General features: G+C 60.3%; 22 protein-coding genes and 1 pseudogene. 8 read left to right on the top strand and 15 right to left on the bottom strand.

Going from position 1 to position 25343, the window contains the following annotated elements; genetic code table 11:
• Positions 1-108 precede the first annotated feature (108 nt).
• The 3 genes from BLV41_RS08770 (at position 109) to BLV41_RS08780 (ending at position 3975) form a co-directional block, all read left to right on the top strand.
• Positions 109-2100, top strand: a complete 1992-nt coding sequence (locus tag BLV41_RS08770; protein WP_074711374.1) for a DUF4439 domain-containing protein — start codon at positions 109-111, stop codon at positions 2098-2100.
• 91 nt (positions 2101-2191) lie between these two features.
• On the top strand, positions 2192-2923 hold the full coding sequence (locus BLV41_RS08775) for a VIT1/CCC1 transporter family protein (RefSeq protein ID WP_074711375.1): 732 nt from the start codon (positions 2192-2194) through the stop codon (positions 2921-2923).
• 65 nt (positions 2924-2988) lie between these two features.
• Positions 2989-3975, top strand: a complete 987-nt coding sequence (locus BLV41_RS08780; protein WP_074711376.1) for an aminoglycoside phosphotransferase family protein — start codon at positions 2989-2991, stop codon at positions 3973-3975.
• Here the strand turns inward: BLV41_RS08780 and BLV41_RS08785 are convergent.
• The 3 genes from BLV41_RS08785 to BLV41_RS08795 form a co-directional block, all read right to left on the bottom strand.
• Complete coding sequence (locus BLV41_RS08785) at positions 3972-4772, bottom strand: sulfite exporter TauE/SafE family protein (protein WP_074711377.1); 801 nt, start codon at positions 4770-4772, stop codon at positions 3972-3974. The two genes, BLV41_RS08780 and BLV41_RS08785, sit on opposite strands and share 4 nt — an antisense overlap.
• 211 nt (positions 4773-4983) lie before the next feature.
• A complete protein-coding gene (locus tag BLV41_RS08790) occupies positions 4984-6777 on the bottom strand; it encodes a proline--tRNA ligase (protein WP_074711378.1) in 1794 nt (597 codons plus the stop codon).
• Positions 6778-7099: 322 nt separating this feature from the next.
• On the bottom strand, positions 7100-7324 hold the full coding sequence (locus tag BLV41_RS08795) for a hypothetical protein (RefSeq protein WP_044579076.1): 225 nt from the start codon (positions 7322-7324) through the stop codon (positions 7100-7102).
• A 232-nt stretch (positions 7325-7556) separates the two neighbouring features.
• Here BLV41_RS08795 and BLV41_RS08800 point away from each other — a divergent pair, with 232 nt between their 5' ends.
• The 3 genes from BLV41_RS08800 (at position 7557) to BLV41_RS08810 (ending at position 9475) form a co-directional block, all read left to right on the top strand.
• Complete coding sequence (locus tag BLV41_RS08800; RefSeq protein WP_083360679.1) at positions 7557-8366, top strand: ABC transporter ATP-binding protein; 810 nt, start codon at positions 7557-7559, stop codon at positions 8364-8366.
• Positions 8363-9118, top strand: coding sequence for an ABC transporter permease (locus tag BLV41_RS08805; protein ID WP_074711379.1), 756 nt, complete (start codon positions 8363-8365; stop codon positions 9116-9118). The genes BLV41_RS08800 and BLV41_RS08805 overlap by 4 nt, the downstream gene beginning before the upstream one ends.
• 84 nt (positions 9119-9202) lie before the next feature.
• Positions 9203-9475 carry a hypothetical protein gene (locus tag BLV41_RS08810; protein ID WP_044579071.1) on the top strand — a complete coding sequence of 91 codons (273 nt, stop codon included), beginning with the start codon at positions 9203-9205 and terminating at the stop codon, positions 9473-9475.
• Positions 9476-9725: 250 nt separating this feature from the next.
• Here the strand turns inward: BLV41_RS08810 and BLV41_RS08815 are convergent, their stop codons facing one another.
• The 7 genes from BLV41_RS08815 to BLV41_RS08845 all read right to left on the bottom strand — a co-directional run bounded on the left by BLV41_RS08815 (position 9726) and on the right by BLV41_RS08845 (position 16064).
• A complete protein-coding gene (locus BLV41_RS08815) occupies positions 9726-10250 on the bottom strand; it encodes a PadR family transcriptional regulator (protein WP_211481616.1) in 525 nt (174 codons plus the stop codon).
• Positions 10251-10256: 6 nt separating this feature from the next.
• A complete protein-coding gene (locus tag BLV41_RS08820; RefSeq protein WP_074711381.1) occupies positions 10257-12284 on the bottom strand; it encodes an oxidoreductase in 2028 nt (675 codons plus the stop codon).
• Between the two features lie 188 nt (positions 12285-12472).
• Entirely contained in the window at positions 12473-13366 is an 894-nt protein-coding gene (locus BLV41_RS08825; protein ID WP_074711382.1) for a GNAT family N-acetyltransferase, read from the bottom strand.
• Complete coding sequence (ispG, locus tag BLV41_RS08830) at positions 13323-14489, bottom strand: flavodoxin-dependent (E)-4-hydroxy-3-methylbut-2-enyl-diphosphate synthase (protein ID WP_074711383.1); 1167 nt, start codon at positions 14487-14489, stop codon at positions 13323-13325. The genes BLV41_RS08825 and ispG overlap by 44 nt, the downstream gene beginning before the upstream one ends.
• 129 nt (positions 14490-14618) lie before the next feature.
• A complete protein-coding gene (locus tag BLV41_RS08835; protein ID WP_074711384.1) occupies positions 14619-14912 on the bottom strand; it encodes a YciI family protein in 294 nt (97 codons plus the stop codon).
• A 4-nt stretch (positions 14913-14916) separates the two neighbouring features.
• Positions 14917-15372: a hypothetical protein gene (locus BLV41_RS08840; protein ID WP_074711385.1), complete on the bottom strand. Its 456-nt coding sequence runs from the start codon at positions 15370-15372 to the stop codon at positions 14917-14919.
• 71 nt (positions 15373-15443) lie between these two features.
• Positions 15444-16064 (bottom strand): MarR family transcriptional regulator, encoded by a 621-nt coding sequence (locus BLV41_RS08845; RefSeq protein ID WP_074711386.1) that lies wholly within the window; start codon positions 16062-16064, stop codon positions 15444-15446.
• A gap of 183 nt (positions 16065-16247) precedes the next feature.
• On the opposite strand from BLV41_RS08845, the gene BLV41_RS08850 reads away from it, so the two are divergent.
• Entirely contained in the window at positions 16248-17513 is a 1266-nt protein-coding gene (locus BLV41_RS08850; protein ID WP_139244256.1) for an alpha-hydroxy acid oxidase, read from the top strand.
• A 108-nt stretch (positions 17514-17621) separates the two neighbouring features.
• On the opposite strand, the gene BLV41_RS08855 is transcribed toward BLV41_RS08850, so the two are convergent.
• On the bottom strand, positions 17622-19202 hold the full coding sequence (locus BLV41_RS08855) for a glycoside hydrolase family 68 protein (RefSeq protein WP_139244258.1): 1581 nt from the start codon (positions 19200-19202) through the stop codon (positions 17622-17624).
• Between the two features lie 281 nt (positions 19203-19483).
• On the opposite strand from BLV41_RS08855, the gene BLV41_RS08860 reads away from it, so the two are divergent.
• Positions 19484-21112 carry a glycoside hydrolase family 32 protein gene (locus BLV41_RS08860; protein WP_074711387.1) on the top strand — a complete coding sequence of 543 codons (1629 nt, stop codon included), beginning with the start codon at positions 19484-19486 and terminating at the stop codon, positions 21110-21112.
• Positions 21113-21118: 6 nt separating this feature from the next.
• Here BLV41_RS08860 and BLV41_RS08865 read toward each other — a convergent pair whose 3' ends face one another.
• The 4 genes and pseudogenes from BLV41_RS08865 to BLV41_RS08880 all read right to left on the bottom strand — a co-directional run bounded on the left by BLV41_RS08865 (position 21119) and on the right by BLV41_RS08880 (position 25342).
• The gene (locus BLV41_RS08865) at positions 21119-22153 is read right to left on the bottom strand and encodes a LacI family DNA-binding transcriptional regulator (RefSeq protein WP_074711388.1); all 1035 of its coding nucleotides are present in this window, start codon (positions 22151-22153) and stop codon (positions 21119-21121) included.
• Positions 22154-22232: 79 nt separating this feature from the next.
• The gene (locus BLV41_RS08870; RefSeq protein WP_139244259.1) at positions 22233-23564 is read right to left on the bottom strand and encodes a M50 family metallopeptidase; all 1332 of its coding nucleotides are present in this window, start codon (positions 23562-23564) and stop codon (positions 22233-22235) included.
• A gap of 24 nt (positions 23565-23588) precedes the next feature.
• Positions 23589-24802, bottom strand: a pseudogene (dxr, locus tag BLV41_RS08875) (1-deoxy-D-xylulose-5-phosphate reductoisomerase).
• Between the two features lie 42 nt (positions 24803-24844).
• Positions 24845-25342, bottom strand: coding sequence for a MarR family winged helix-turn-helix transcriptional regulator (locus BLV41_RS08880; RefSeq protein ID WP_074711390.1), 498 nt, complete (start codon positions 25340-25342; stop codon positions 24845-24847).
• Between the last annotated feature and the right edge of the window lies 1 nt (position 25343).

The following is a 25343-nucleotide window of genomic DNA, read 5'->3' on the forward strand; positions in this document are numbered from 1 at the left end:
ATGCGCTGAACCAGATCGGTGTGACTATGGACGCACTGTTGGCGTTTTCCGGCGACAAGGCCCCACAATTGTGCACCATGCAAGGCACTCGTGAGATGATCAACAGTTGTGACCAATCCACATTCTCAGGCCGATCAGACCCCTTCCGTCCCATCGGCGGCTGGCACTCCTGGCACCTCACCAGCCAAGAGCCCGCGCAAGGGTCCCCGCCGGGCCACATCGCCCGCCGGAGCACCCGCAAAAGCGGCCTCTTCAGTGCCCGCAATTTTGGTCATCGGAGCCGACGGAATGGTTGTCTCTGCCCCTGCCGACGAATCGCCCACCCCCGTGGTCTTGGACGTTGAGGCCCCGGCTCCGCAGGATTCCACTGAAGTTCCCGAGCGCGACCCCGCCAAGGCCAAAACCGACGACGCCGGAGACCCACCAACGGCTGACACCTCGCCTGCCGATGACGCGATTCTCGAGGATGAACCATCCGCTGATGACTCCCCCGCCAACGCCCCTGACGTCGAGCCTGCCGACGAGGTCACCGAATCTCCTGAACCAGAACTTGTCGAAGAAGAAACTGCACCGGGCACTGCTGACGAACTCGACCTATCCGCTCCTGTTGCAGAAGCGGCTGAACCCGGCCCCGAGCCGGCAGAGTCAGCACCCGCCACCGAAGCCTGCGCTACTGGGGATGAGGCGGCAGATCCCAAGCCTGAGGCCACAAACAATGACGGTGAAGCCGACGTCGAGAGTTCCAATGCTGCAGAGGATGAACCAGTAGTCCCTGAGTCAGCGGATGAAGAGACTTCAGCCGATGACGTCCACGCTCAGGACGAGGCTGAGCAGGCTGCCGACGAGGCTGCTCCGATGTCCCGTCGCGAGCGGCGCCTTGCGGAGCAGAAGGTGGACTCCGATGGGGAGCCGTCGGCCCAGTCTTCAGCCGCGGAAATTTCGGGCACAGAAACCCCATCCGTCGTCACGGCGTTCGTTTCCGAGCCGGAAAGCAAAACAGGGGCCGTCCGTGGATCACGGGCTGGCAAGCCTGGTGCGAAGCAAAAGAAACGTCCGATGGCTTTCCTCAAGGCATTTTTCTTCATGATCGTCATCGCCGCTGTGGTGGTTGGCATGGGAACAGTCTTGTCAGGAAAGGAAGACGCCTCATTGGGACAGTCGCAGACCGAACTAGATCGTCAGGCTGCGTGGGAAAAAACCAATGTCTTAGTGGAGCAAGCCAACACCCTCGCTGGTTCTGGCAGCGCCACGAAGGTTCAGGACCTCCTGAACCAAACCGCCAAAGATCTTTCAAGGCAAGCAGCTGCATTGAGTGACGGCCTGCCCCCGAACACCTCGAACGCCGCCTCCCCTGCGGCGGCCACACCGGTCAGTGTCATCGAATTCGTCCTGGCCCTCAACGCCAGCGGCGACGAACTCCTCAACAGCGCCCTCTCTGCCGAGCAGGCCATGGGCAGGGTGTTCGCGGCGGCCGGAACCAGCCGGGTCCTTCAGGCGCAAACCCTGGCATCGGCCGTTGGGAGCGCCCCCGTCTCCTCGGCCTTCTTGCCTGCGCGTGTTGATTTTGCCGCACCCAAGGCACCCGACTGCAAGTCGGCCTTGGAACCGCGCCCCGGCGCGACGATCGACTCGGCACTTCGAGCCGCCGCACTAGGTGAACAAAAAGCGATTTACGCCTATCAGGTAGCCACCACACGTATGTCTGAGCCGCAATTCAGCCAGTCGGCAACCCTGCTAACCCGTCATGAGGCCAAGCTCAAGGTCCTCAACGAAGAACTCCGAGTGCGCTGCCTTCCGCTCGCCACAACGGTTGCGGGGTTCACCCTGGACGGCTCATTCACCACCACACCAGCGTCAGCCCTTGCCGGATTGGAAGCCGAACTATCCCGAGAGTATGCCGATCTGGCTGCCCTGAGCACCGCCCCAGCAGCCGCAGCTGCTGCTACGGCGGCACCGCAGGCGGCCGCTGACGGTAGTAAGACGCTGTCGAACACCACCGAACTCCGCGAAATTTCCGTCACCTGGCTGCTTGACTCGACCCAGTCACAGCTCCTTTGGGGCGGATCTCTTAGCGCACTCTCGGGCATGCCTGACGCCTGATTTCGACACAAAAATCCAAGGATAGCCAAGCCTTCGCGAGGATATCCTCTCCTTGCTAGCGCTGGAAATCAGCTAGTGCTTTGCTGTACTTATGAAGCGAGCTGAGCAGTTGATGGCTCCCCGGGAGCTGCCTAAGACAGTGGAAACCGCCCAACGCCTGAACTGGCTACGGGCCGGCGTGTTGGGCGCCAATGACGGGATTGTTTCCGTCGCGGCAGTTGCCGTTGGTGTTGCCGGTGCCACGAGCGAAACCGGGCCAATTCTCACGGCAGGCATGGCCGCATTGGTAGGTGGCGCCATCTCCATGGCGCTGGGCGAGTACGTGTCCGTCAGCAGCCAGCGCGACAGCCAAAAATCCATGATCCGCGCCAAGCGGGCCGATCTGAGGCGTGCCCCGCGCGCGAACCTGACCGAGCTTGCCCAGGTCTATGAACGCAAGGGTCTCTCGCCCGCCACCGCCGCTCTCGTAGCCAATGAGCTAACTGAACACGACGCCCTCGGCGCCCACCTTTCGGCCGAGCTCAACCTCGATGCCGAGGACGTTGTGAGTCCCTGGCACGCCGCTTTCGCCTCGGCCATTGCCTTCCTCCTTGGCGCTGTGCTGCCGCTTGTGGCCATCTTGCTGCCCCCTGTTGCCTTCCGCGTCCCAGTCGTATTCGTGGCAGTCATGCTCGCGCTGGGAGTAACGGGTTGGATTGGTGCCACCATCGGCGGCGGTTCCCGCACCCGGGCTGCGGCCCGCGTAGTCCTTGGCGGCGCACTGGCCTTGGCCGCAACGTTTTCGATTGGCAGTCTGCTTGGTTCCAGCGGACTGGTTGGCTAACGCTACTAAGGTTCGACGCCGGAGGGGCCACTCAGGTGACAACGGCTAAGCTCAAGGATGTGTCCATGAGAGTTGAAATTCCTGAACCGTTGCGCTTGCGCCACCGCCGAACCTCGGAAGGTCGGGCATGGGTAGATAAATTGCCAATTCTGATCGAACAAGCCGTGGCGCAATGGCATCTTGGTGTTGACCTCCCCGCAGGCAAAACACCGTGGCACGGAAACACGGGAATTGTGATTCCGGTCCTCACCCAGGCCGGAGTTGCTGCCGCCTTGAAAATTGCTTTCCCGTTTGACGAGGCCCTGCTGGAACCCGTAGCACTTCAACTGTGGGATGGGCACGGAATGGTGCGAATCATGGAGGATGACGAATCGATCGGGGCAACTCTCATGGAGCGGCTCGATTCCGGGAGGTCGCTCATGCAGCTGCCCATGGATGAAGCCATTGCCACGTGGGGCGCCCTGGTGCGAAACCTAAGTATTCGTCCCGATGACCGCCCCGGCTGGCAGCGGATTCCCCACATCGCGGGAACGGCCGAACGCTATTGCGACGAACTGCCACAGCGGTGGGGTGATCTTTACGAGCCGTTTCCACGCTGGCTCCTGGAAGCGGCATTGGAAGTCTGCCAAATCCAGGGAGCCGTTGGCCGCCGCAGCAACAATGACGTTTTGGTCCACACGGACCTGCACTACTTGAACATCTTGGCGAAGCCCGGGTCTGCCGACTACGTGGCAATCGACCCGCAAGCCCAGTTGGGCGATGGCGAATTCGGCGTGGCGCCCTGTCTCTGGAACAGGTTGGGAGATCTGCCGGAGCGTAACTCGGAAGCCGCGCTACGGCGTCGTTCTTCAGAGCTGGCGCAGGCCGCGGGTCTGAGGGAAGACCTTGCTGCAGCGTGGGCGGTTGTCCGTGAGGTGGAAAACGCGTTGTGGTACTTGGAGAATTCGGGACGCAGCGGCGACGCCCAACGATCGTTGTGGGTCGCCAGCACGATGGCCGGGAAGACGCTGCCGGGTTTGCCTGGGGCGCACGAGCTCCGCGTGCTGTCCTAGCTGTTCAGAATATTTTCGTTAACTACGTCGATGCCAAGCTTGACGATCAGGACGGCGACAACAACGAGGAACACGATTCTGATGAACTTGCTGCCCTGTTTCACGGCTGTGCGGGCGCCCAAGTAGCCACCGGCCATGTTTGCCCCGCCCAGGACCAGGCCCACTCCCCACAGCAACGAACCGTGCGGCAGGAAGAACATCAGTGCGCCGGCGTTCGTTGCCAGGTTGACGATTTTTGCCTTCGCACTGGCTTCAAGAAACGCGTAGCCCATGAGGGTCACCATGGCGATGACCAGGAAAGAACCGGTTCCAGGACCAATCAAGCCATCATAAAATCCGATAATTCCGCCGATGCAAGCGGCAACCACGTAGTGTTTGCGGCCCGAATGGCGCAACGCCGTAAGCTCACCAATATTGGGTTTGAGCGCCGTAAACGCCAACACCACAACAAGGGCAACAACGATGATCGGTTTGAAAACGGACCCTGGCAAAGTCGCCGCCACAACGGCACCACCCACGCTACCAAGCAACGCAACAGCAGCCATGGGCAGGGCCGTGCGCATGTCAGGTTTCACTCGACGGTAGTAAGTCACCGAGCTCGTGGCAGTGCCAAAGATGGAGCCCATCTTGTTGGTGGCCAAGGCCTGCACCGGCGTAATTCCAGGGATCATCAACATCACAGGCAGTTGAATCAGTCCACCGCCACCCACCACCGCATCAATCCAGCCAGCAGCAAAACCGGCCACGATAATGAGCAAAAGCGTGGCGAGAGTGAGGTGTTCAAAGCCGGAGACCATTGCGTCCTATTCGTCATTTGCTGTGCACACGTCCGCCGGTGCACCCTCGCGGGCAGTAAGATTTCTCGCCCGTTCCGGGCGCACCGACTCCCGTGCGCGCATGCCCGGAGCCGGGCCCGGAGCGGGGATGGATTTTCAAAGGTCGCCCAGCGACCGAGGAAATCTTACTGCCCGCGAGGGACCGGACCCCGGAGCCGGGCCCGGCGGATCCTTACTGCTGGTCGAGGACGTACTTGACGGCCTCGGTTACGGCGATGTTTTCGGCAACGCCCGTAGCGCGGTTCTTGATTTCCACGACGCCGTCAACCAGTCCGCGGCCTACGGCCAGGATGGTGGGGACACCGATGAGTTCAGCGTCGCCGAACTTCACGCCGGGGGAAACCTTGGGGCGGTCATCATAAATGACCTCCAGGCCTGCGGCTTCAAGATCAGCTGTGAGCTGCTCGGCTGCGGCGAAGATTTCCTCGCCACGGCCAACGGCAACCACATGGACATCGGCCGGAGCAACCTTGGCAGGCCAGATCAGGCCCTTGTCGTCGTGGTTGGATTCGGCCAGTGCGGCGACGGCGCGGGTAACACCGATGCCGTAGGAACCCATGGTCACCACCGCCAGCTTGCCGTTTTGGTCCAGGACCTTCAGATCCAGGGACTCGGCGTACTTGCGGCCCAGGGCGAAGATGTGGCCCATTTCGATGCCGCGGGCTGCCTCGAGAGGTCCGGATCCGTCAGGGGCCGGATCGCCTTCGCGAACCTGGGCCGCTTCAACGGTGCCGTCCCAGGTGAAGTCGCGCCCGGCCACGAGGCCAAAGACGTGCTTGCCTTCTTCGTTGGCGCCGGTGATCCACGTGGTTCCGGATACAACGCGGGGATCGACCAGGTACAGGAGCTTCGTGGATGCTTCTGCGCCGAGTACGGCTGCGTCAAGAGCCAGGCCAGGCCCGATGTAACCCTTGATCAGTCCTGCGTGCTTCTTCAGGTCGGCTTCGCCGGCTGCTTCAACGCCAACTTCTCCACCGACGGACAGGTGGGCGCCAATGTTGGCTTCGATGCGCTTGAGGTCTACATCGCGGTCTCCGGGCAGGCCCACAACCACGATCTGGCGTTCGCCGGTGGGCAGGTCAACGGCCAGGACAACGTTCTTCAACGTGTCTGCGGCACTCCACTCGCCTTCGGCGCGCGGTGCCAAGGAGTTGGCAGCAGCGACGAGGGAATCGATGGTGGGTGTGTCCGGGGTGTCCAGGACTGCAGCCGCCGGAGCGCTGGAGAAATCGATCTCGGCAGGAACAACTGTGGTCACAGCTTCAACGTTGGCTGCGTATCCACCCGGTGATCGCACAAAGGTGTCTTCACCAACGGTCATGGGGTGCAGGAACTCTTCACTCTTGGAACCGCCCATGGCACCGGCCGTTGCGGCAACCGGAATGATTTCCAAGCCCAGGCGCTCAAAGATACGCAAGTAGGCACCGCGGTGAGCCATGTAGCTGGCTTCCAGTCCGGCGTCGTCAATGTCAAAGGAGTAGGAGTCCTTCATGACGAATTCACGGCCGCGCAGTAGTCCGGCGCGGGGGCGAGCCTCGTCGCGGTACTTGTTCTGGATTTGATACAGGCTCAGCGGCAGGTCCTTGTAGGAGGAGTAGAGGTCCTTGACCAGCAGCGTGAACATTTCCTCGTGGGTGGGAGCCAAGAGGTAGTCGGCACCCTTGCGGTCCTGCAGGCGGAAGAGGTTATCGCCGTATTCCTGCCAGCGGTTGGTGGCCTCGTACGGCTCGCGGGGCAGCAGTGCCGGGAAATGCACTTCCTGGGCGCCAATGGCGTCCATCTCTTCACGCACAATGGCCTCGACCTTGCGCAGCACGCGCAGACCAAGCGGGAGCCACGTGTAGATACCGGGGGCCGCGCGGCGAATGTAGCCGGCACGCAGCAGCAACCGGTGGCTGTCTACTTCGGCGTCGGCGGGATCTTCACGCAAGGTACGTAGAAAGAGTTTGGAAAGGCGAAGTGCCACGCGAAATGTTCCATTTCTTGAAGTTGGTATGCGCCGCCCTCAATCAGGACGGACAGGTACTAATCTACCGGTTCAGTACGCACCCTGGCACACGGGCGCCCTAGGTCTAGGCAAATGGGGAGGCGAAACGCAAAGATCCGCCAGACCCGTCCATATTTCGGGCCCACGCGCCAGCGGCTGCACCCACCAGCGAACTTGGGCCCACGCCCTCCCCAAGTGCAGACGCGCCAGCGGCTGCACCCACCAGCGAACTTGGGCCCACGCGCCCGAGGGGCCCCAAGTGCAGACGCGCCAGCGGCTGCACTTGGGGAGGGCGTGGGGACTAGCCTGCTTTGTTCTCGAGTGCCACGAGCACTCCTGCGGTGGCGAAGTACTTGTTGCTGCCGAGCTCGCGGATGGTCTTGATGCCTAGAAGTTCCTTGAGGGCAGCTGCCTTGGCGTCAGTGATTCCTGCCAGTGCTGCCGGTGAAGCGTCGAGGATTTCTGTGAGTGACTTGTCCTCAAATTCCTTGTCGAGTGCCTTTGCCAAATTTACCGAAACTGCCATGACGTTGAGTCCCTTCAGTGTCCTTTTGTTCCGCATCGATTGTGATCTCTGCGGAAGGTGCATCTAGGCGGTGCACCACTTGCCAAGCTACGCGCCCCGTCTGCACGTCTTCAAGGACTATCCGGTTATTTCACTATGAGTCTCATGGCGCAGGCGTAGATGCTGGACACTCCCCTGCCCCGGGTCTAGTTTGAAATGACACGATCATGTACCGGCAGCCTTGGAGCCCCAGATGTCCCACAGAGCAGCGTTGCCCGCCCCAGAACCCCCTTTTGCCCCTGTTCCGGCCGATCCTTCAGGATTGAGCGGCCCCATCAGCGTCAGCGTTGAGGGTTTGCGTGTTCATCGCGGGAAATCCACCGTCTTGGCAAATATTTCATGCAACATTCCTGAAGGGCGCATCACAGGTCTTTTGGGGCCCTCTGGAAGTGGCAAGACCACTTTTATGCGCGCCTTGGTTGGGGTTCAGAAGATCACGGCCGGCACTGTCAGAGTTCTGGGCCGGCCGGCCGGGGATCCCTTGAACAGGAACGACGTCGGTTATGTCACCCAGGCAGCCAGCGTCTACCGGGATTTGAGTGTCTTGGACAATGTTCGCTACTTCGGAGCTGTGCACGGCGGCAGCCAGGAGGAGGCACATGCTGTGCTGGCCGCCGTCGGCCTTTCCGAGTTGGCCAAGCGAAAAGCTGGCAGCCTCTCCGGCGGGCAATTTAGCCGGGTATCCCTTGCCTGTGCGCTGGTGGGCAAACCACGTTTGCTGGTCTTGGACGAGCCCACGGTGGGGCTGGACCCGGTGCTGCGCGCGGATTTGTGGCAACAGTTCGCGGCCATGGCGGCTGAAGGGACCACCTTGATTATTTCCAGCCATGTCATGGAGGAGGCAGGCCATTGCGATTCGCTGCTGCTCTTGCGCGATGGTTTGCTCCTGTCGCAGCTGACGCCTGCACAGCTGCGTGAAAGCGGCCGCACTGACGATCTGGAACTGGCGTTTCTGCGTTTGATTCAGGAGTCCATGCGGGAGCAGGAAAGGTCGGCGTCATGAATCCAAGAATGATGTGGGCTACCAGTGCCAGGGTTTTGCGTCAACTCAAGGGCGATCCCAGAAGCATCGGCATGATTTTGGTTGTGCCTGCCGTCTTGTTGGTGTTGGTGTACTGGCTGTACCAAAACGAGACTCTGCCACCGGGAATGCCGCGCACCTTTGACCGGGTGGGCCTGATGATGCTTGGCATCTTTCCATTCGTGGTGATGTTCCTCGTCACCTCCATCACCATGTTGCGGGAACGGACCTCGGGCACACTGGAGCGTCTTCTGACCACGCCCATCCACAAAGCTGATCTTCTCTTTGGCTATGCCCTGGCGTTCTCCATTATGGCGGCGTTGCAGGCGCTGGTTGCTACGGGAACCGCCTACTGGATTTTTGGTTTGAAGATTGATGGGAATGCCGGTTGGGTGGTGCTGATTTCTGTTTTGACGGCGGTACTCGGCGTGGCGCTTGGCCTCTTGTGCTCGGCCTTTGCAACCACCGAGTTCCAGGCTGTTCAATTCATGCCCGTTGTGGTGATTCCCCAGATTCTGCTCTGCGGCTTGTTTGTGGCCAGGGATCAAATGAATGGGGTGTTGGAGGCCATCTCCAACGTCCTGCCGTTGAGTTATGCCGTGGATGGGCTGCAGGAAGTTGCCGCCAACGCCGAACCTACCAGCGCCCTGGTCACGGATTTGATGGTGATCACAGGTTTCTTGGTGGTGGTCCTGCTGCTTGCTTCGCTGACGTTGCGACGCCGAACAGCCTGAACATGGGTACCTCTGCCCATCGCCCTGCACCTACCTAGCCCCCTAGTGTTGAGGTGCAATGACACGGCAACAACAGGAGATTCCATGAGCACCGGCTTTCAAGGCGCCGACCCGGAGGATCTGCGCACCTTTGCCCGAGATCTGGAGCATGCTCACGATATCCTGTTGACCGTCAAAAATGATCTCAACACTCGCATTACCTCCCATTTACGGTGGGAGGGGCCGGACGCGTTTGTCTTCAAGCACGCGTGGCGATCATCCTATGCCCCCGTGATTCTCCAAGCTGCGACCATGCTCGAAGCCACGGCACATATGCTTCAGGCACAGGCCGCCGATCAGGAAACTGCAAGCAGCTAGTCCCCACGCCCTCCCCGGATTTGGGTCGCGGCCGACCCTAAACCGGGGTCCCCTCGGGCGCGTGGGCCCACCCACGCCCTCCCCGGATTTGGGTCGCGGCCGACCCTAAACCGGGGTCCCCTCGGGCGCGTGGGCCCACCCACGCCCTCCCCGGATTTGGGTCGCGGCCGACCCTAAACCGGGGTCCCCTCGGGCGCGTGGGCCCACCCACGCCCTCCCCGGATTTGGGTCGCGGCCGACCCTAAACCACTCACTTTTTGAGATTTGCCAGCGTCTGATCGCACCAGGTGAGCCAGGATTTTTCAAAGGCGACGCCGGCCCTCAACACCGCCAATTGAAGTTCATCGGCAACGGATCGCGGCGCATTGGGCGGGAAATCCTGCGCCTCAATGGCTTCATAGCTCCCTAGCGTTTCAGCGTGCAGGACTCTATGTCGCCGGAGCTCGTCCCTGACATCCACGGTCCCAAGTACCGCCGCGGCTCGCAGCCGAACCATGAGTTCATCCCGGACCGGACGTGGTTCCCCGTGCCCACCACACCACCTAAGAAGCTCGGCACGGCCCGGATCGAGCACCTCAAAATGGCGCTGCTGCCCGCGGCTCGACGGTAGTCCGCGCGCCTCAACCAGCCCGCTTTCCTCCATCTTGCCCAGCTCACGATAAATCTGTTGGTGTGTGGCCTGCCAAAAATATCCCAGGGACTTGTCAAAACGCCGCGCCAGCTCCGCCCCCGTGCACGGCCGCTCCAGAAGCGAGGTCAAGATTGCGTGAGTCAACGACATTTAGATTCGCGCCGCCAGCCGGGTTCCCTGATCGATGGCGCGCTTCGCATCGAGTTCCGCTGCCACATCGGCTCCCCCGATGAGATGCACGACGGCGCCGCCAGCCTCCAGCCCGGCCTGCAATTCGCGCCGTGGTTCCTGTCCGGTGCAGAGAATGACCGTGTCCACGGCGAGCACCGTGTCGGTGCCGTTGACACGCAGGTGCAATCCGGCGTCGTCGATCTTTTGGTACTCAACGCCGGGCACCATCTGAACCCCCTTGGCTTTCAGCTCGGTGCGGTGGATCCAGCCGGTGGTCTTGCCAAGCCCGGCGCCAACCTTGCTTTCCTTGCGCTGAAAAAGGCCCACACGGCGATCTGGGCGTTCCGGCACGGCGGTCGTGATGCCGCCAGCATTCGCGTACTCGGGATCAATCCCCCATTCCCGGTAGAACTTTTCCGGGACCAGAGTGGTGCTGGTGCCGTGCGCGGTGATGTATTCGGCAACATCGAAGCCGATGCCGCCGGCCCCCAGGATGGCGACGTTGGTACCCACCGGCTTCTTGTCGCGGATTACGTCAAGGTAGCTCATCACGCTGGGGTGGTCCACGCCGTCGACCTCGGGGGTGCGCGGCACAACACCGGTGGCCAGCACAATCTCATCAAAGTTCTCAGCGAGGAGGCTTGCGGCGTTGGCAGTGGTGTTTAGGCGGAGATCGATCCCAAGGAGTTGGACTTGGCGGGTGAAATACCTAATGGTTTCGTGGAACTCCTCTTTGCCCGGAATCTGCTTGGCGATGTTGAACTGCCCGCCAATCTCGGAGGCAGAATCGATGAGGGTGACTCGGTGGCCGCGTTCTGCAGCCGTCACAGCGAAGGCCAAGCCTGCGGGGCCGGCACCAACCACCGCGAGTTTCTTGGGTTCCGGGGTTGGCCCGATGACGAGTTCCGTCTCATGGCAGGCACGGGGGTTGACCAGGCAGGAGGAGGTCTTTCCCACGAACGTGTGATCGAGACAGGCTTGGTTGCACCCGATGCAGCTGTTGATTTCATCGCTGCGCCCCTCGTGGGCCTTGCGCATGAAGAATGCGTCAGCGAGGAATGGCCGTGCCATGGAAACCATATCGGCCGTACCGTCGGCGAGGAGTCGCTCGGCCACATCCGGAGTGTTGATGCGGTTGGTGGTGATCAATGGAATATTGACGGAGCCCATGAGCTTTTTGGTCACCCAGGCGAACCCTGCCCGTGGCACCGAAGTAGCGATGGTGGGGATACGGGACTCATGCCAGCCGATGCCAGTGTTGAGCAAGGTGGCCCCGGCTTTTTCAACGGCTTGGGCCAGCTGGATGACTTCTTGCAAAGTGGAGCCATCTTCCACCAGATCCAGCATGGACAGCCGGTAGATGATGATGAAGTTCTGGCCTACCCGTTCCCGCACGCGGCGCACAATCTCCACCGGGAACCGCATGCGGTTTTCGTATGTCCCGCCCCATTCATCTGTCCTGTGGTTGGTGCGGCGGGCAATGAACTCGTTGATGAGGTAGCCTTCTGACCCCATTATTTCGACGCCGTCGTACCCTGCCGACTGGGCCAACTGCGCAGCGTGCGCAAAGTCTTCAATGGTCTGCTCAATCTCGTCAATGCTGAGCGGATGCGGCGTCAGCGGGCTGATGGGTGCCGGGACCGCGCTCGGTGCCACGAGTTGATGGTGCGATGCGTAACGGCCAAAGTGCAAGAGTTGCAGCGCGATCTTGGCACCTTCGGCATGGACAGCAGCTGTGACAACAGTGTGTTGCTGCGCTTCTTCTTCTGTGCTGAGCTTGGCACCGCCCTTCATGGGTCTTCCGGCCTCGTTGGGCGAAATACCACCCGTAACCATGAGGCCCACACCGCCGAGGGCGCGCTCGGCATAGAAGGCGGCCATTCGTTCAAAGCCACCCGGATGTTCCTCGAGCCCCACATGCATGGACCCCATGAGGACCCTATTGGGCAATGAGGTGAATCCAAGATCCAACGGCGTAAATAGGTGGGGAAACTGGCCAGCATTCATCCATGCACTCCTTTGCGCAACAAGTTGCATAATCGTAGCGCAGAATTGGTGACGGGGCACACACGTCACTAGTTGGCTTTCAACCTGCCACACCGGACTCTCGACCCGTCAGATAATGCCGCTATGGCGAGCCAAAACGGCATTATCTGACGGGTCAGCGCAGAAGCGCGGGCGGGAGGGGCTGTTTTCTAGAACAGGACCGTGGCGAACGTGCCGACTTGTTCAAAGCCCACGCGCTCATAGAGGGCCCGGGCACGGATGTTGTAATCGTTGACGTAGAGGCTTGTGACCGGTGCGTGATTTTGAGCCAGCAGGACCACGGCCGCCATGTAGCCGGCACTCAGGCCCTGGCTCCGGTACGCGGGATTCATCCACACGCCCTGTACCTGTGTGGCGTAGCGGGTCACCGCACCAAGGTCAGCCTTGAAAATAACGTCCCCCCGGGGTTCGTTATGGCTGAAGGAATAACCGTGATTGATCAGCCAGGCAACGCGGCGGCGGTAGTTCCCTTCACCGCCAAGGAATGGCGAGTATCCCACTTCTTCCTCAAACATGGCCGCGGCAGCTACGAGAATCTCACTGAACTGCCCGCTCTGGCTGACTGCAAGCGACGGGCTTGGCTCAACTAGGGGCGGACCGGAAATAGTCAATAGTGGCTGGTTGGCGCGAATTTCCTGAGCGTGAATTCCCGCATTTCGCAGTACATCCATTAGAGCCAGGGTAGGCTCGGCGGGCCCAAAAATCGAGGCATGCGGCTGCCAGTGGGCAACAATCCAGTGCCCAAAGCAGGTGGCGCGCTCCGCATCCGCCTCAATGGGGACAATGTTGGAACCCACCCAGCAGGCAGCCGCCAGCCTCACGCCGTCGTCCTCAAAAAAACCGAGCATAACCGAGCCCGGGGACTGGGGAACGGCGCTGTTATTTTCGTTGATCAGGGAGTCAACAAAGACATTGGCCACGCGATCGCGCGCGACCAAGGCCCGGAGCGCGTCCGTGTCCCGATGGGCAAGGACGCGCACCGGGTCGTGGTGCGTTCCCTTAGGAAACGGTAACCACGGGGCCACCCTGGAGAGTCGTGTCATCCTCGCCGGACTCCATCTCTTCGGCAATTCTCATGGCTTCTTCAATGAGTGTCTCAACAATTTGATCTTCAGGAACAGTCTTGATGATCTGCCCCTTCACAAAGATCTGTCCCTTGCCGTTTCCGGAGGCAACCCCAAGGTCTGCTTCGCGAGCTTCGCCGGGTCCGTTGACAACGCAACCCATAACGGCCACGCGCAGCGGAACTTCCATGCCCTCAAGGCCGGCAGTAACCTGTTCGGCCAGGGTGTAAACATCAACCTGAGCGCGGCCACACGACGGGCAGGAAACAATTTCCAGCTTGCGCGGACGCAGGTTCAGGGACTGCAGAATCTGGTTCCCAACCTTGATCTCCTCGACCGGAGGAGCGGAAAGGGAGACACGGATGGTGTCTCCGATGCCCTTGGCGAGCAGTGCACCAAACGCGGTAGCGGACTTGATGGTCCCCTGGAAGGCAGGACCCGCTTCGGTGACACCCAGGTGCAGGGGCCAGTCGCCCTTTTCGGCAAGCATCTCATAGGCGGCGACCATGATGACGGGGTCGTTGTGCTTGACGGAGATTTTGAAATCGTGGAAGCCATGCTCCTCAAACAAGGATGCTTCCCAAACGGCCGATTCAACGAGCGCCTCAGGTGTGGCCTTGCCGTACTTCTTCATGATGCCCGGCTCCAGCGATCCGGCATTCACGCCGATGCGAATGGAGGTGCCGTGGTCCCTGGCGGCCATGGCGATCTGCTTCACCTGGTCATCAAACTTGCGGATATTTCCGGGATTCACACGCACTGCGGCACAGCCAGCCTCAATGGCAGCAAAAACATACTTCGGCTGGAAGTGAATGTCGGCAATGACAGGAATCTGCGACTTGCGGGCGATGATGGGCAGCGCCTCAGCATCGTCCTGCGACGGGCAGGCAACGCGGACAATGTCGCAACCGGATGCAGTCAGCTCAGCGATCTGCTGCAACGTGCCATTGATGTCAGTGGTTGGTGTGGTTGTCATGGACTGCACGCTGATGGGCGAATCCGAACCGACACCTACCGAGCCGACCTTGATTTGCCGGGTCTTACGGCGGGGTGCAAGGACTGGCGGCGGCAATGGCGGCATGCCAAGACTGACGGAGGTCAAAATATGCTCCTTGGAGTTCATCTATTAAATATTGCGGCAGTTGCACCGGTTTGTGGCACCGCTAAGGAATCTCGCAGTATCTACCCTTGATTGTAGGCTCGATCCCGCGGTGACGTGGACAAATGAGGCCTAGGCCACGTAGCGGCTCAGTTGGCCAATGAGCGGGTTCCAGCCCGAAATCTTCAGACCCGTGACTCCACCGCCAATGGTCATGGGATCCTGAGCAACCAGCGCCTGTACGGCTGCTTCATCCTCGCCACGGAAGATGAGCAATGCCCCTGCACCATCTGCATACGGGCCAGAGGCCAGCAGGATTTCAGACTCGGCCAATGCGGCCAGCCATTCGCGATGCTTGGGGCGATGTTCGGTCCGCGCTGCTTCAGCTTCGGGACCATAAACATATTCAACGGCAAAAATAGACATGGGCTCAGCCTATATGCAGCAGGGTTTTCACAAGGACCGCAACACTGGCCGCCCACAACATTGAAGCCAGCGTGCCAATAATAAAGCGCTCACTTGCGGCAGGTGTGTCCTTCAATTCCGGATACCTGCCGAGACCCTTGATGGCCACCACATAGGCAATCGCGACGGGCTGGCCGGCCAGAATGGCCAGGGCCACCGCACCGCGTTCAAGGAAACCAATGAGCAGGCCACCGCGTAGCACCTCAACTTTGGGGTGTGGCGCAGGGGTCACATCCAACGGGGCGTCCGGACCTTCGTCCTGCTCCAATGGAATGTCATCGGCAAGCATTTCCGTCCCCAATTCCGCGGTGTCCACAGCCCGAACACTTTTAGACTTGGCAAGCTTGAGAATGCCCGCCGTCACCGGCCAGCCGCCAACCACGGCCACGACAAGTGCCGCGGCGATCCAGATTGCCTCCATGAAACCTCCTTGAATCCTCCGTGGGCCAACAAGACTGCCTCGCAGCCATGGGTATCGCTTTGATCTTTACACTAGCGGCCGGGACTGACTTTCTGAGCAGCGGCGGCCTGGCCCAAGATGAGTGCGGCGGCCCTGCGACCGTTGATTTCTTCCTGGCGACCGGAACGAACGATCGACTTGCTGACAGCTTGCGGAGTGATCGCCAAACGGGCGGCAATGTCCTTCTGCGCGGAACCGGGAGCGTCGTTAAGGGCGTCAAGGACTCGCCACTCCGCCGCAGAACGACGCCGGACCACGTCACCGACCAGGACAAGGACCGCCTCTGCGGCCTTGACCCAGTCCGAATCGAATGTAGACCTCACCGTCAACGGCACGCGCTCGCCCGTCTTTTTGGCCGCATCCACCGCGTCACGGGCCGCAATGAAAGCGTCTCCGGCACCCTCTCGCGAGCTGGCAGGAAGCGGAAGCTCAACGCTGCCAACTCCAATACCCACGTACCATTCACGTTCGCGCAGTACTCTGGCCACCACCTCCACAACGGCAGCTGGATCCTCAATGACGCCTTGAATCTCATCACCTACGGACCGTTCAAAGCGCACCGCGGCGGCGACTCCGTCGAGGACCTCGAGTAGATGTGGAACCTTGTCACCGTGGGTGCGACTGCCCCGCTGGTCAATTGTCAGTACAAACATAGAACAACCATATTCCATTGATAATAAGTAATCAACTATTTTTGGATGACAATTCCAGCGGCATGGAAAACCTCGAATCCGGTGCAAGATCGGGAAGTGGACACGGTTTAATTTCCTTGCCCCACCCTCGATACTATGTGGTTGGACCACAAATGTTCCCGATTCATATTCTCCAAGGAAACAATGACGAACTCCACCGATCCAGGTAGCAAGGACGTTCCGGCCGCCCTTAGGCGCCGCTTCCCCAAGTACGCCGATTTAGCCCCGCTGATGCAGTTCAAGAAGCCTGATTTCAGCAAGTCTGCCAGACTGCGCAGCGCCAGCACCATCTGGGATCTTCGAGATATGGCTAAACGCCGCACCCCGCAGGCACCGTTTGACTACACTGACGGCGCCGCTGAAGCGGAAATCACGCTGCGGCGGGCCCGCGAGGCTTTTCTGGACATTGAGTTCCGCCCGGGCATCTTGCGTGATGTCTCCACCATCGACTTGAGTACCAGCATCCTTGGCAAGGCTTCCAAGCTTCCGGTGGGGATCGCACCGACGGGTTTCACCCGGATGATGCAATCCGAAGGCGAGTATGCCGGCTCCCAAGCCGCCCAGGCCGCAGGAATCCCCTACACGCTTTCCACGATGGGAACAGCTTCGATTGAAGACGTGGCCGAGGCCGCACCGAATGGTCGGAACTGGTTCCAGCTGTACTTGTGGACCGACCGAGACCGCTCCCTTGAGCTGATTGAACGGGCCGCCCTAGCCGGCAATGACACCTTGATGGTCACCGTCGACACCGCTGTTGCCGGCGCCAGGCTCCGGGATGTTCGAAACGGCATGACGATCCCGCCGGCACTGACGCTCAAGACTGTACTGGATGCTTCCTACCGGCCGGCGTGGTGGTTCAATTTTCTCACCCACGAGCCCCTCGTCTTTGCCTCACTGTCGCGTTTCACCGGGACAGCTGCCGATCTGATCAATTCCATGTTTGACCCCACGTTGACCTTTGATGACTTGGCGTGGCTGCGCGAAACCTGGAAGGGCAAGCTCGTAGTAAAAGGCATTCAGACGGTTGAAGACGCTCGGAAAGTGGTGGACCACGGGGCCGACGGCGTGGTCCTCTCCAACCATGGCGGCCGACAACTGGACCGGGCGCCCATTCCATTCCATTTACTTCCCGAAGTGAACGCCGCCCTTAAGGCTGACAACAGTGACGCGGCGATCATGCTTGATACGGGAATCATGAGCGGGGCGGACATTATTGCTGCGCTGGCCTTGGGCGCCGATTTCACGTTGATCGGCCGGGCTTACCTTTACGGCCTTATGGCCGGTGGCCGGGCAGGCGTGGACCGTGCACTGGAAATTCTCGAGACTGACATGCGCCGCACCATGGCACTCCTGGGTGTCAGTAAGATCTCCGAGCTGACGCCTGACCACGTCCGGCTTCTGCCGAAGTAACCACCGGATTGTTCAGGGTTAACAAAACGGTCGGTGTACCTTCACTTGTCATGAAGGTACACCGACCTAATTTGTCAGCTCAGTTATTCCCAATGCGGATTACGTCACTTACTTGGCTGCACCGTTGTTGGTCTTGAGCTCACGGTTCGAGGGGATGTCCGCCCAGCCGCCGAGTCCCAGGTTGCCGTAGGAGCGGTCCACGGTAGCCGAGGCGCCCTCAATGTCCAGACGAACTGTGGGGCCGAGGGTACCGCCACGCACGAAGTTGTCCTTGGTTCCGATGGTGTCGATGAACGACTGCACCAGACCGTTAGGCATCACGTAGTGCGAGTATGCCTGGAACTGTCCCGGGTGCTGGTTGTAGTCCGGAGCAAATGGCGTACCGGAGGCAAAGTTCAGGTTGGTGGGGCTACCCAGAGCGAGGCCCGAACCACGGTTCAACGGCTGGTAGTCGCTGCGGATGCCGTCACCAACAAAGCCGTACACGCCTTCCGGGCCGTCGATGCCGGCGGCGAAGGTCGAACGGTGGCTGATGGTGAACAGGTAGTACTTGCCGTCCTTCATGTAGATCTGCGGACGCTCGGTCTGGTCGGTGACGCAATTAGCCGACAAGATCGGAGGCAGGAACTCCCACTTCGTCAGTTCCTTGTTGGTTGCACGGGCCAGGCCTACGTTACCGATCTGGTAAGTTGCACCGGATTTGTTGACCTCGGCGACGGTTTCGCCGTTGGTCTCGCCCTCGCGGTAGCCGAGGTCTTCGGCGGTGCACTGGGCTTCGTCACGCTTCTGAGCGGTGTTGCCTTCGAAAACCATGTAGGTCTCGCCCGGGTGGGCCGGATCTTCAAAGGTGAACGGGTCACGGAAGTTGAAGAACTGGTTCTGCTCAGCGTTCTGATAGAGCTTGCCGTCCGCCTGCAACAGGTCGGTGACCTTGTTGAAGCCGGTGAACTTCACACCATTTTTATTGGCATGTACGTGCCCTACACTCAGTGCGATGCGCGGGTCATAGGCCTTGATGTCGTTGCCAGCTGCGTCGCGGTAGAACGCAACGTCGGTGAAGAACAACTTGACTTCGCCGTTTTTGGTGACGCGCGCCGAACCTGACCACTGGGTCTGGTGGCTGAAGGACTGATCCTCAAAGATCTTGCCTGTGACGCCTTCATCGAAGACCTCACCGCCGTAGGTCCAGCCGCCGTTTTCAGGACGCTGATCGGCAGGCACACCTGCGGCACGGTAGAAGTAGCCGATGCGCGCATACTGGTGACGCTCATCGAAACCCAACTTGCGATCGGCAACCAGCGAGAAGATGATCTCCTGGCCACTGACGCTGTACTGGTTGGCGTTCTCGTCGACCAGTGGCCAGGTATCCCAGACCCAGACCTTTTCGTTGCTCATGTCAGGGAAATCCTGGGAAACCGTCGGCATGGTGAACTCCTCGGGCATGGAGTTCTCACGCGAGCCGGCCGTCGGGTCGGACATGGCCTTTATCTGCTTTGCGTCGGCGCGAGTCCACCGTGCGGTGAAGTCATCGGTGGGGCTGTATGCCTCTTGAGTGTGTTGAGTTGGTGCCGGGAAGCCTGGCGCAACGTCTGTTGTAGCTAGTGCTGGTCCAGCGACCAGGGTGGCAGTGAGTGCCCCCAAGCCTAATACGGCGACCAGCCGGCCGGTCTTGCTGCGTGTCTTATTCACGATCGTTTGCCTTTGGTTCTCTGAGGAATCGGACAATCGCTCGAACAGAGACGCACATTCTCTCCACAGCCAAAACTAAGCATATTCACAGGAAAAGTCAATCCATCCAAAACGTTTTGGAAACGTATGTCACATTTGTTGGCAAAACGTTTTGGATGTCAGTTACGGTTGTTTCTGGTCACTCGAAGTGATGCACATTCTCTCCCCCACATTTTTTGCGACGAAGCAGAGGTTCTGCCGTCCGCCGGTGGAGTTTCTGCACTCATCCTTTCGAAAGACCAATGCCGATTTCAAGACGCCGTTTCCCCTTGTCCTTCTTCGCTATCGCCATGATCTGTGTTTTGGTTCTCGGCGCGATCACAACCTTGGTGCTCATGCGGACCGCGGAAGAAACGCCCGGATCCGCGAACCAGTCCCCCACCACGGACACCGAAAAATTTCAGCGCCCGCACGACTGGTCGCAATATCGTCCTGCGACTCACTTGACCCCGGCCCAAAACTGGATGAACGATCCACAGCGGCCGTTTTTCCTCAACGGCCTTTGGCACTTTTACTACCTCTACAACGCCGACTACCCGGATGGAAACGGCACCGCCTGGTATCACGTCACCTCAACCGACCTGGTCCATTGGAACGACGAAGGCGTCGCCATCGAGAAGTACACCAATGACCTTGGCGACATCTGGACCGGAAGCGCGGTGGTTGACACCCAGAACACCGCCGGTTTTGGCAAGGATGCCGTCATTTCCTTGGTCACCCAGCAAGTTGATGGAGTGCAACGCCAGTCCCTGTTCTACTCCACTGACGGTGGCTACTCGTTCACTTCCTACGAAGGAAACCCGATCATGGACAACCCCGGAGCAGAAGCCTGGCGCGATCCGAAAATTGTCTGGGACAAAGAACGATCTCAGTGGCTCATGCTGTTGGCCGAGGGCAACAAGATTGGCTTTTACACATCGCCAAATTTGAAGACTTGGACATATCAGTCAGGATTCGAGCGTAATGACCTTGGTGTCATTGAATGCCCCGACTTGTTCGAGATGGCAGTGGATGGCGACCCTGAGCGCACGACCTGGGTGCTGGGAATCAGTGCCAACGGTGAAAGCACCGGCCGTACCACCGGCTACACCTACTGGACCGGCTCATGGGACGGAAAGAGCTTTGTCCCAGATCAAGAAGACCCCCGCTGGCTTGATGCCGGATCTGATTTCTATGCGGCCGTCACCTGGGATGACCCGAACGCGGAAAATCCTCTCGCACAGCGCTATGCGATCGGCTGGATGAACAACTGGGCGTATGCCGGAGCACTGCCAAAAGAAGACTGGTCCGGTGGCAACATGTCCACCGTGCGCCAGCTGACGTTGCGCACTGTTGATGGGCACCCGCAGCTGAATTCACAACCGATCGACGCCGTCGCCAAGCTCGAAGGTAAGCCAGAACAGACCGATGCCCAGAAGATTCAGCAGAACAATTCCGTCAGCCTGCCGAAACCGACCACGGATGCCTATCGGTTCCGCCTGACCGTGGCACCGGATGCGGGGCATCCTGCCAAGGAAGCACGCGTGAAGTTGGAAGACGTCGATGGATCGTTCGTCACGCTCAACTACAACTTCCATGACCAGACGTTGTCCCTGTCCCGCGATTCCGACAAGATCGCCGCCGATATGCCAGAAGCATACCGCCAGATCCGTAGCGAAAAGGTTCCGCTACGTGATGGCGAGTTCAGCCTGGATGTGGTTGTTGATACGACTTCGGTGGAGCTCTTTGCCCAAGACGGCGAGGCCTCACTGAGTTCGATATCCATCCTGTCGCCGGGACACCATAAGCTCAGTGTCGAATCGCTTGGTGGCGATACCCAGCTACGGCAGGCCAGCCTCAATCCGCTGGCCGTGGCCGCCCCTACCCGCTAGTAATTTTTAGCTGGAGGGTGGCGCAACCGAATAGCGCTGGATCAGGGTACAGGGAAGCTGCTTCTGAATGGCGCCCGCTTGCTCACCACCCACATGGTCAAAGAGCTGGGACACCGCCCAACGCCCCATTTCATAGTGGGGCAAGGCAATGGTGGTTAACATCGGCATCAGTGCACGTGAAATCAGTTGAAGATCATCCACACCAACAATCGAAACATCATGCGGGATGGACAACCCAATTTCCTGGGCCGCTTGGTAGACGCCCATGGCCGCCTCATCGTTGAAGCAGAAAATGGCGGTGGGTCGGTTGGGCCGATTCAACAGAAGACGCGCGGCAGCACGCCCACCGGCCGCGTCGCCACTGGTCGCCACGATCAGCGATTCATCAACAGCGATTCCGGCTTCCTTCAGCCCCTGACGATAGCCGCGCTCACGGCCCACGGACGCTGGCACGGATTCGGGAACAGTAGTGAAACCAATCCGGCGATGTCCAAAGCTTGCCAGGTGCCGGATCGCATCAAGACCGATCCCCACGTCATCCGGAACGATCGAGGAGAAACGCGGATCGGAACTTGAGGCATTGGCCAACACCACGGAGACGCCGTCCAGCTCCGGCGGCACAATGACCTCCTGGTGGTACATGCGTGCGTAGACCACCCCATCAACCCGATGATTCCTCAGTGTCCGGATGCCCATCTGTTCCCGCTCGAGGATGGCATGTGAGTCAAGAACCATGAGGACACTCTGGTGTTCGACGGCGGCATCCTGCGCTCCACTAATCATGAGACCGGCATACGGAGTCACCGCAATGGTGTCGCTAAGCAACCCAATCGTGTAGGTGCGTGCGCTTCGCAGACCTCGTGCTCGCGGGTCGGGAGAATAGCCCAAACGCTCGGCGGCATCCAATACTCGTGCCCGGGTGTCAGCATTGATCGCGCGAGCCCCGCTCAGCGCATGGGACACAGTCGTGGGCGAAACGCCGACTGCCGCCGCAACGTCTCGAATGCCAACTCGGGCGGTTGCTCCGACATTATTGTCCATAATTCATTATATTCAGCTGCGTTGCCCATTCATGGCATCTCGACCGCACGTGACCATCTACTGGCAAGTGCCACCTGGATCAACCGAAAATATTGACTGGCTTGACGATGTCCGCATAAATCAACAGCGCGCCCATGCCCATCATGACAACGGCCACCACATAGGTCACCGGCAATAATTTGGCAATGTCGAAGGGACCCGGATCGCGGCGCTTGAACATCTTGGCCACACGGCGACGCGCGCCTTCATACAGCGCACCCAGAACGTGTCCGCCGTCGAGCGGGAGCAGCGGAATCAGGTTGAAGACGAACAGCGCCAGGTTCACGCCGGCCAACAAACCGATCAAGGTTGCCGCCCGCGAACTGATGGGGATCTCTTCCATGGCGGCCACCTCGCCGGCCACCCGGCCCACGCCCACCACGGAGATGGGCCCGTTGGGATCACGCGGTTCGGAGCTAAATGCCGCCTTGGCCACGCCGACGAGTTTTTGCGGCAATTGGAAGACCACCCCGCCGATCTGGGCCACGTTGTGCCCCACGGCGGGCAGCACGGCCGACGCCGGTTCCCTCACCATGGCGGCAGTGGGCCCGACCCCGAGGAAGCCAGCCTGGACGGTGACGGCTTTTCCGGCAGCATCAACCTCGGCGATTCCGTTTGAATCGATAACGGGCCTGGCTGTGAGGACGGGGGTGATCGTGGTGGTGACGGTCTCACCGCCGCGCTCGTAAACCAGCGGAACACTCTTCCCGGCGGAGGCGCGGACCTTTTCGGTGAAGGCCGCCCACTCGGTGACCGGTACGCCGTCGAACGAGGTAATGGTGTCCCCGGGCTTCAGTCCAGCCGCAGCCGCCGGAGTTGGGGTGCAATTCGTCAGGTCGGTCGGCACAGGTTCGCCATAAGCGACCTGGCAGGCATTGACCTCGGACAGCGTTGTGGTGGCCTGCGCGGAACCAAAACCCATGAGGAGGACGCCTGTCAGAACCACACCAATGAGCAGGTTCATGAACGGCCCGCCCAGCATGATGATGATCTTTTTCCAGACCGGCAGCTTATAGAAAACTCGCTTGGAGTCCTCGGGACCCACCTCTTCGTGGGCAACACTGCGGGCCTCTGTTGCGAGAGTCTGGAACATGCCCGTGCTGGAGGGCCGGACGCTGCCATCGGAGGCGTTCGGCGGATACATGCCGATCATCGCTACATAGCCGCCGGCAGGGATGGCTTTGAAGCCATACTCTGTTTCGCCCTTTTTGCGAGACCACAGCGTTGGTCCGAAGCCGATCATGTAGCGCGTCACGCGGACGTTGAAGAGCTTCGCCGGCAGCAGATGGCCTACCTCATGCAAGGCGATGGACACGGCGATGCCAATGGCCACGAAGGCCACTCCGCCGATGAAAAGCAGTACAGTCACAATTTACTTTCTGGTTTCGCAAACATCTCAGCCCTTGGCGGTCAACAGCTCGTTGGCCCGTGCCCGCGCCCACATCTCAGCTTCCAGCACGGTCTCGAGCGTAAGCTGCGAACCTGGTGTGTGTTCACTGAGAACTTGCGCAATGGTGTCCACAATATCCAAGAAGCCTATCCGCCCGGCATGGAAGGCATGGACTGCTTCCTCATTGGCCGCGTTGTAAACAGCGGGGCAGGTACTCCCCCGCCGCGCCGCATCCTTGGCCAGTTCGACAGCGGGAAAGGCCACGTTGTCCAACGGCTCAAACGTCCAGGTGGCGGCCTTGGTCCAATCGCACGGCTGCGCAGCGCCGGGAACCCGTTCCGGCCACCCTAGGCCCAGAGCAATCGGAAGGCGCATATCCGGCGGCGAGGCCTGCGCCAAGGTGGATCCGTCAGTGAACTGCACCATCGAGTGGACCACCGATTGCGGGTGGACCACGGCTTCGATTCGGTCCAAGGGGACGTCGAAAAGGAGGTGGGCCTCAATGACTTCCAGCCCCTTGTTAACCAAGGTTGCTGAGTTGGTGGTGACCATGGGGCCCATATCCCAGGTGGGGTGCTTGAGCGCCTGTTCCGGGGTGACGTTGGCCAGTTCCTCACGTGTGCGTCCCCGGAACGGGCCGCCGGATGCCGTCACAATCAGCTTGTCCACCTCGGCCGCGGTGCCGGAGCGCAGAGCCTGTGCCAGGGCGGAGTGCTCGGAGTCAACCGGCACCAGCTGTCCCGGTGAAGCAGCATTCTTGACGAGGGCGCCGCCAACGATGAGAGATTCTTTGTTGGCCAGCGCCAAGATGGCAGTGGTGCCCAGCGCGGCAAGTGTGGGCGCCAGGCCAATGGATCCGGTGATTCCGTTAAGGACAACGTCGGCGCCCTCGGAGGTTCCCGCCCCCATGCAGCGATTATGGTCGAGGCGTCCGGGCCGGAGAAGATTTCCGGTGCGAAGCCTGCCAAGCCGGCTGCGGCGGCATGTGAGTCAATGAGCGAACGCAAGGTTCCGGCGTCGTCAGCGGCAGTACCAACAGCCAAAACCTGCAGCTGGACGGCTTGCCGGGCCAGCAGGTCCAGGTTTCCGCCACCAGCGCTGAGAGCCGTCACGGTGAAGCGTGGACCGCCGTCTTCCAGCGTGGCATGGTCGACGACGTCAATCGCCTGTGTGCCGATGGAACCTGTTGAGCCTAGGATGATCACTTTACGATTCGCCATGACTCCAAGTATTCCGCACTTGCGGCCCGGACCCCTACCCCGTCACCAGAGCCCACGCTCGTTGAAGGCTTCGCGGATGCTGCCGATGGCGCTGAGCAGCTGGTCTTGCTGGTCAACGCTGATGGGATCAAAAATTGTCTCGCGAACCATCTCTACGTGGCCTGGCGCAGCGCCGCGGATCGTGGCCCAGCCATCCTCGGTGAGCGAAATTTCCTGACCCCGACCGTCAGCGCTGGCGGCACACCGGCCGATAAACCCTCGCGCTTCCATGCGTCGCAGCAGGTGCGAAACCCGCGACCGTTCCCATTGCAGCTGAGCAGCCAGGTCGCTGGAACGCACACCCTCCGGGGACGCCTCGGAGACTGCTGCCAGAACTGAATATTCAACGCCGGAGACATCTGAATCCTGACTCAGCTGCCGGTCGATTGCACGGGGAAGCCCATTGGTGAACTCGACCAGCGCCAGCCACAACTGGCGCTCCTTGGGTGTGAGCCATCGCGGCTCCGCACGTTCAGCTGCGGTGGGTTCGAGCGTATTCATG

The organism is Arthrobacter alpinus (assembly GCF_900105965.1).
Classification (GTDB): Bacteria; Actinomycetota; Actinomycetes; order Actinomycetales; family Micrococcaceae; genus Specibacter; species Specibacter alpinus.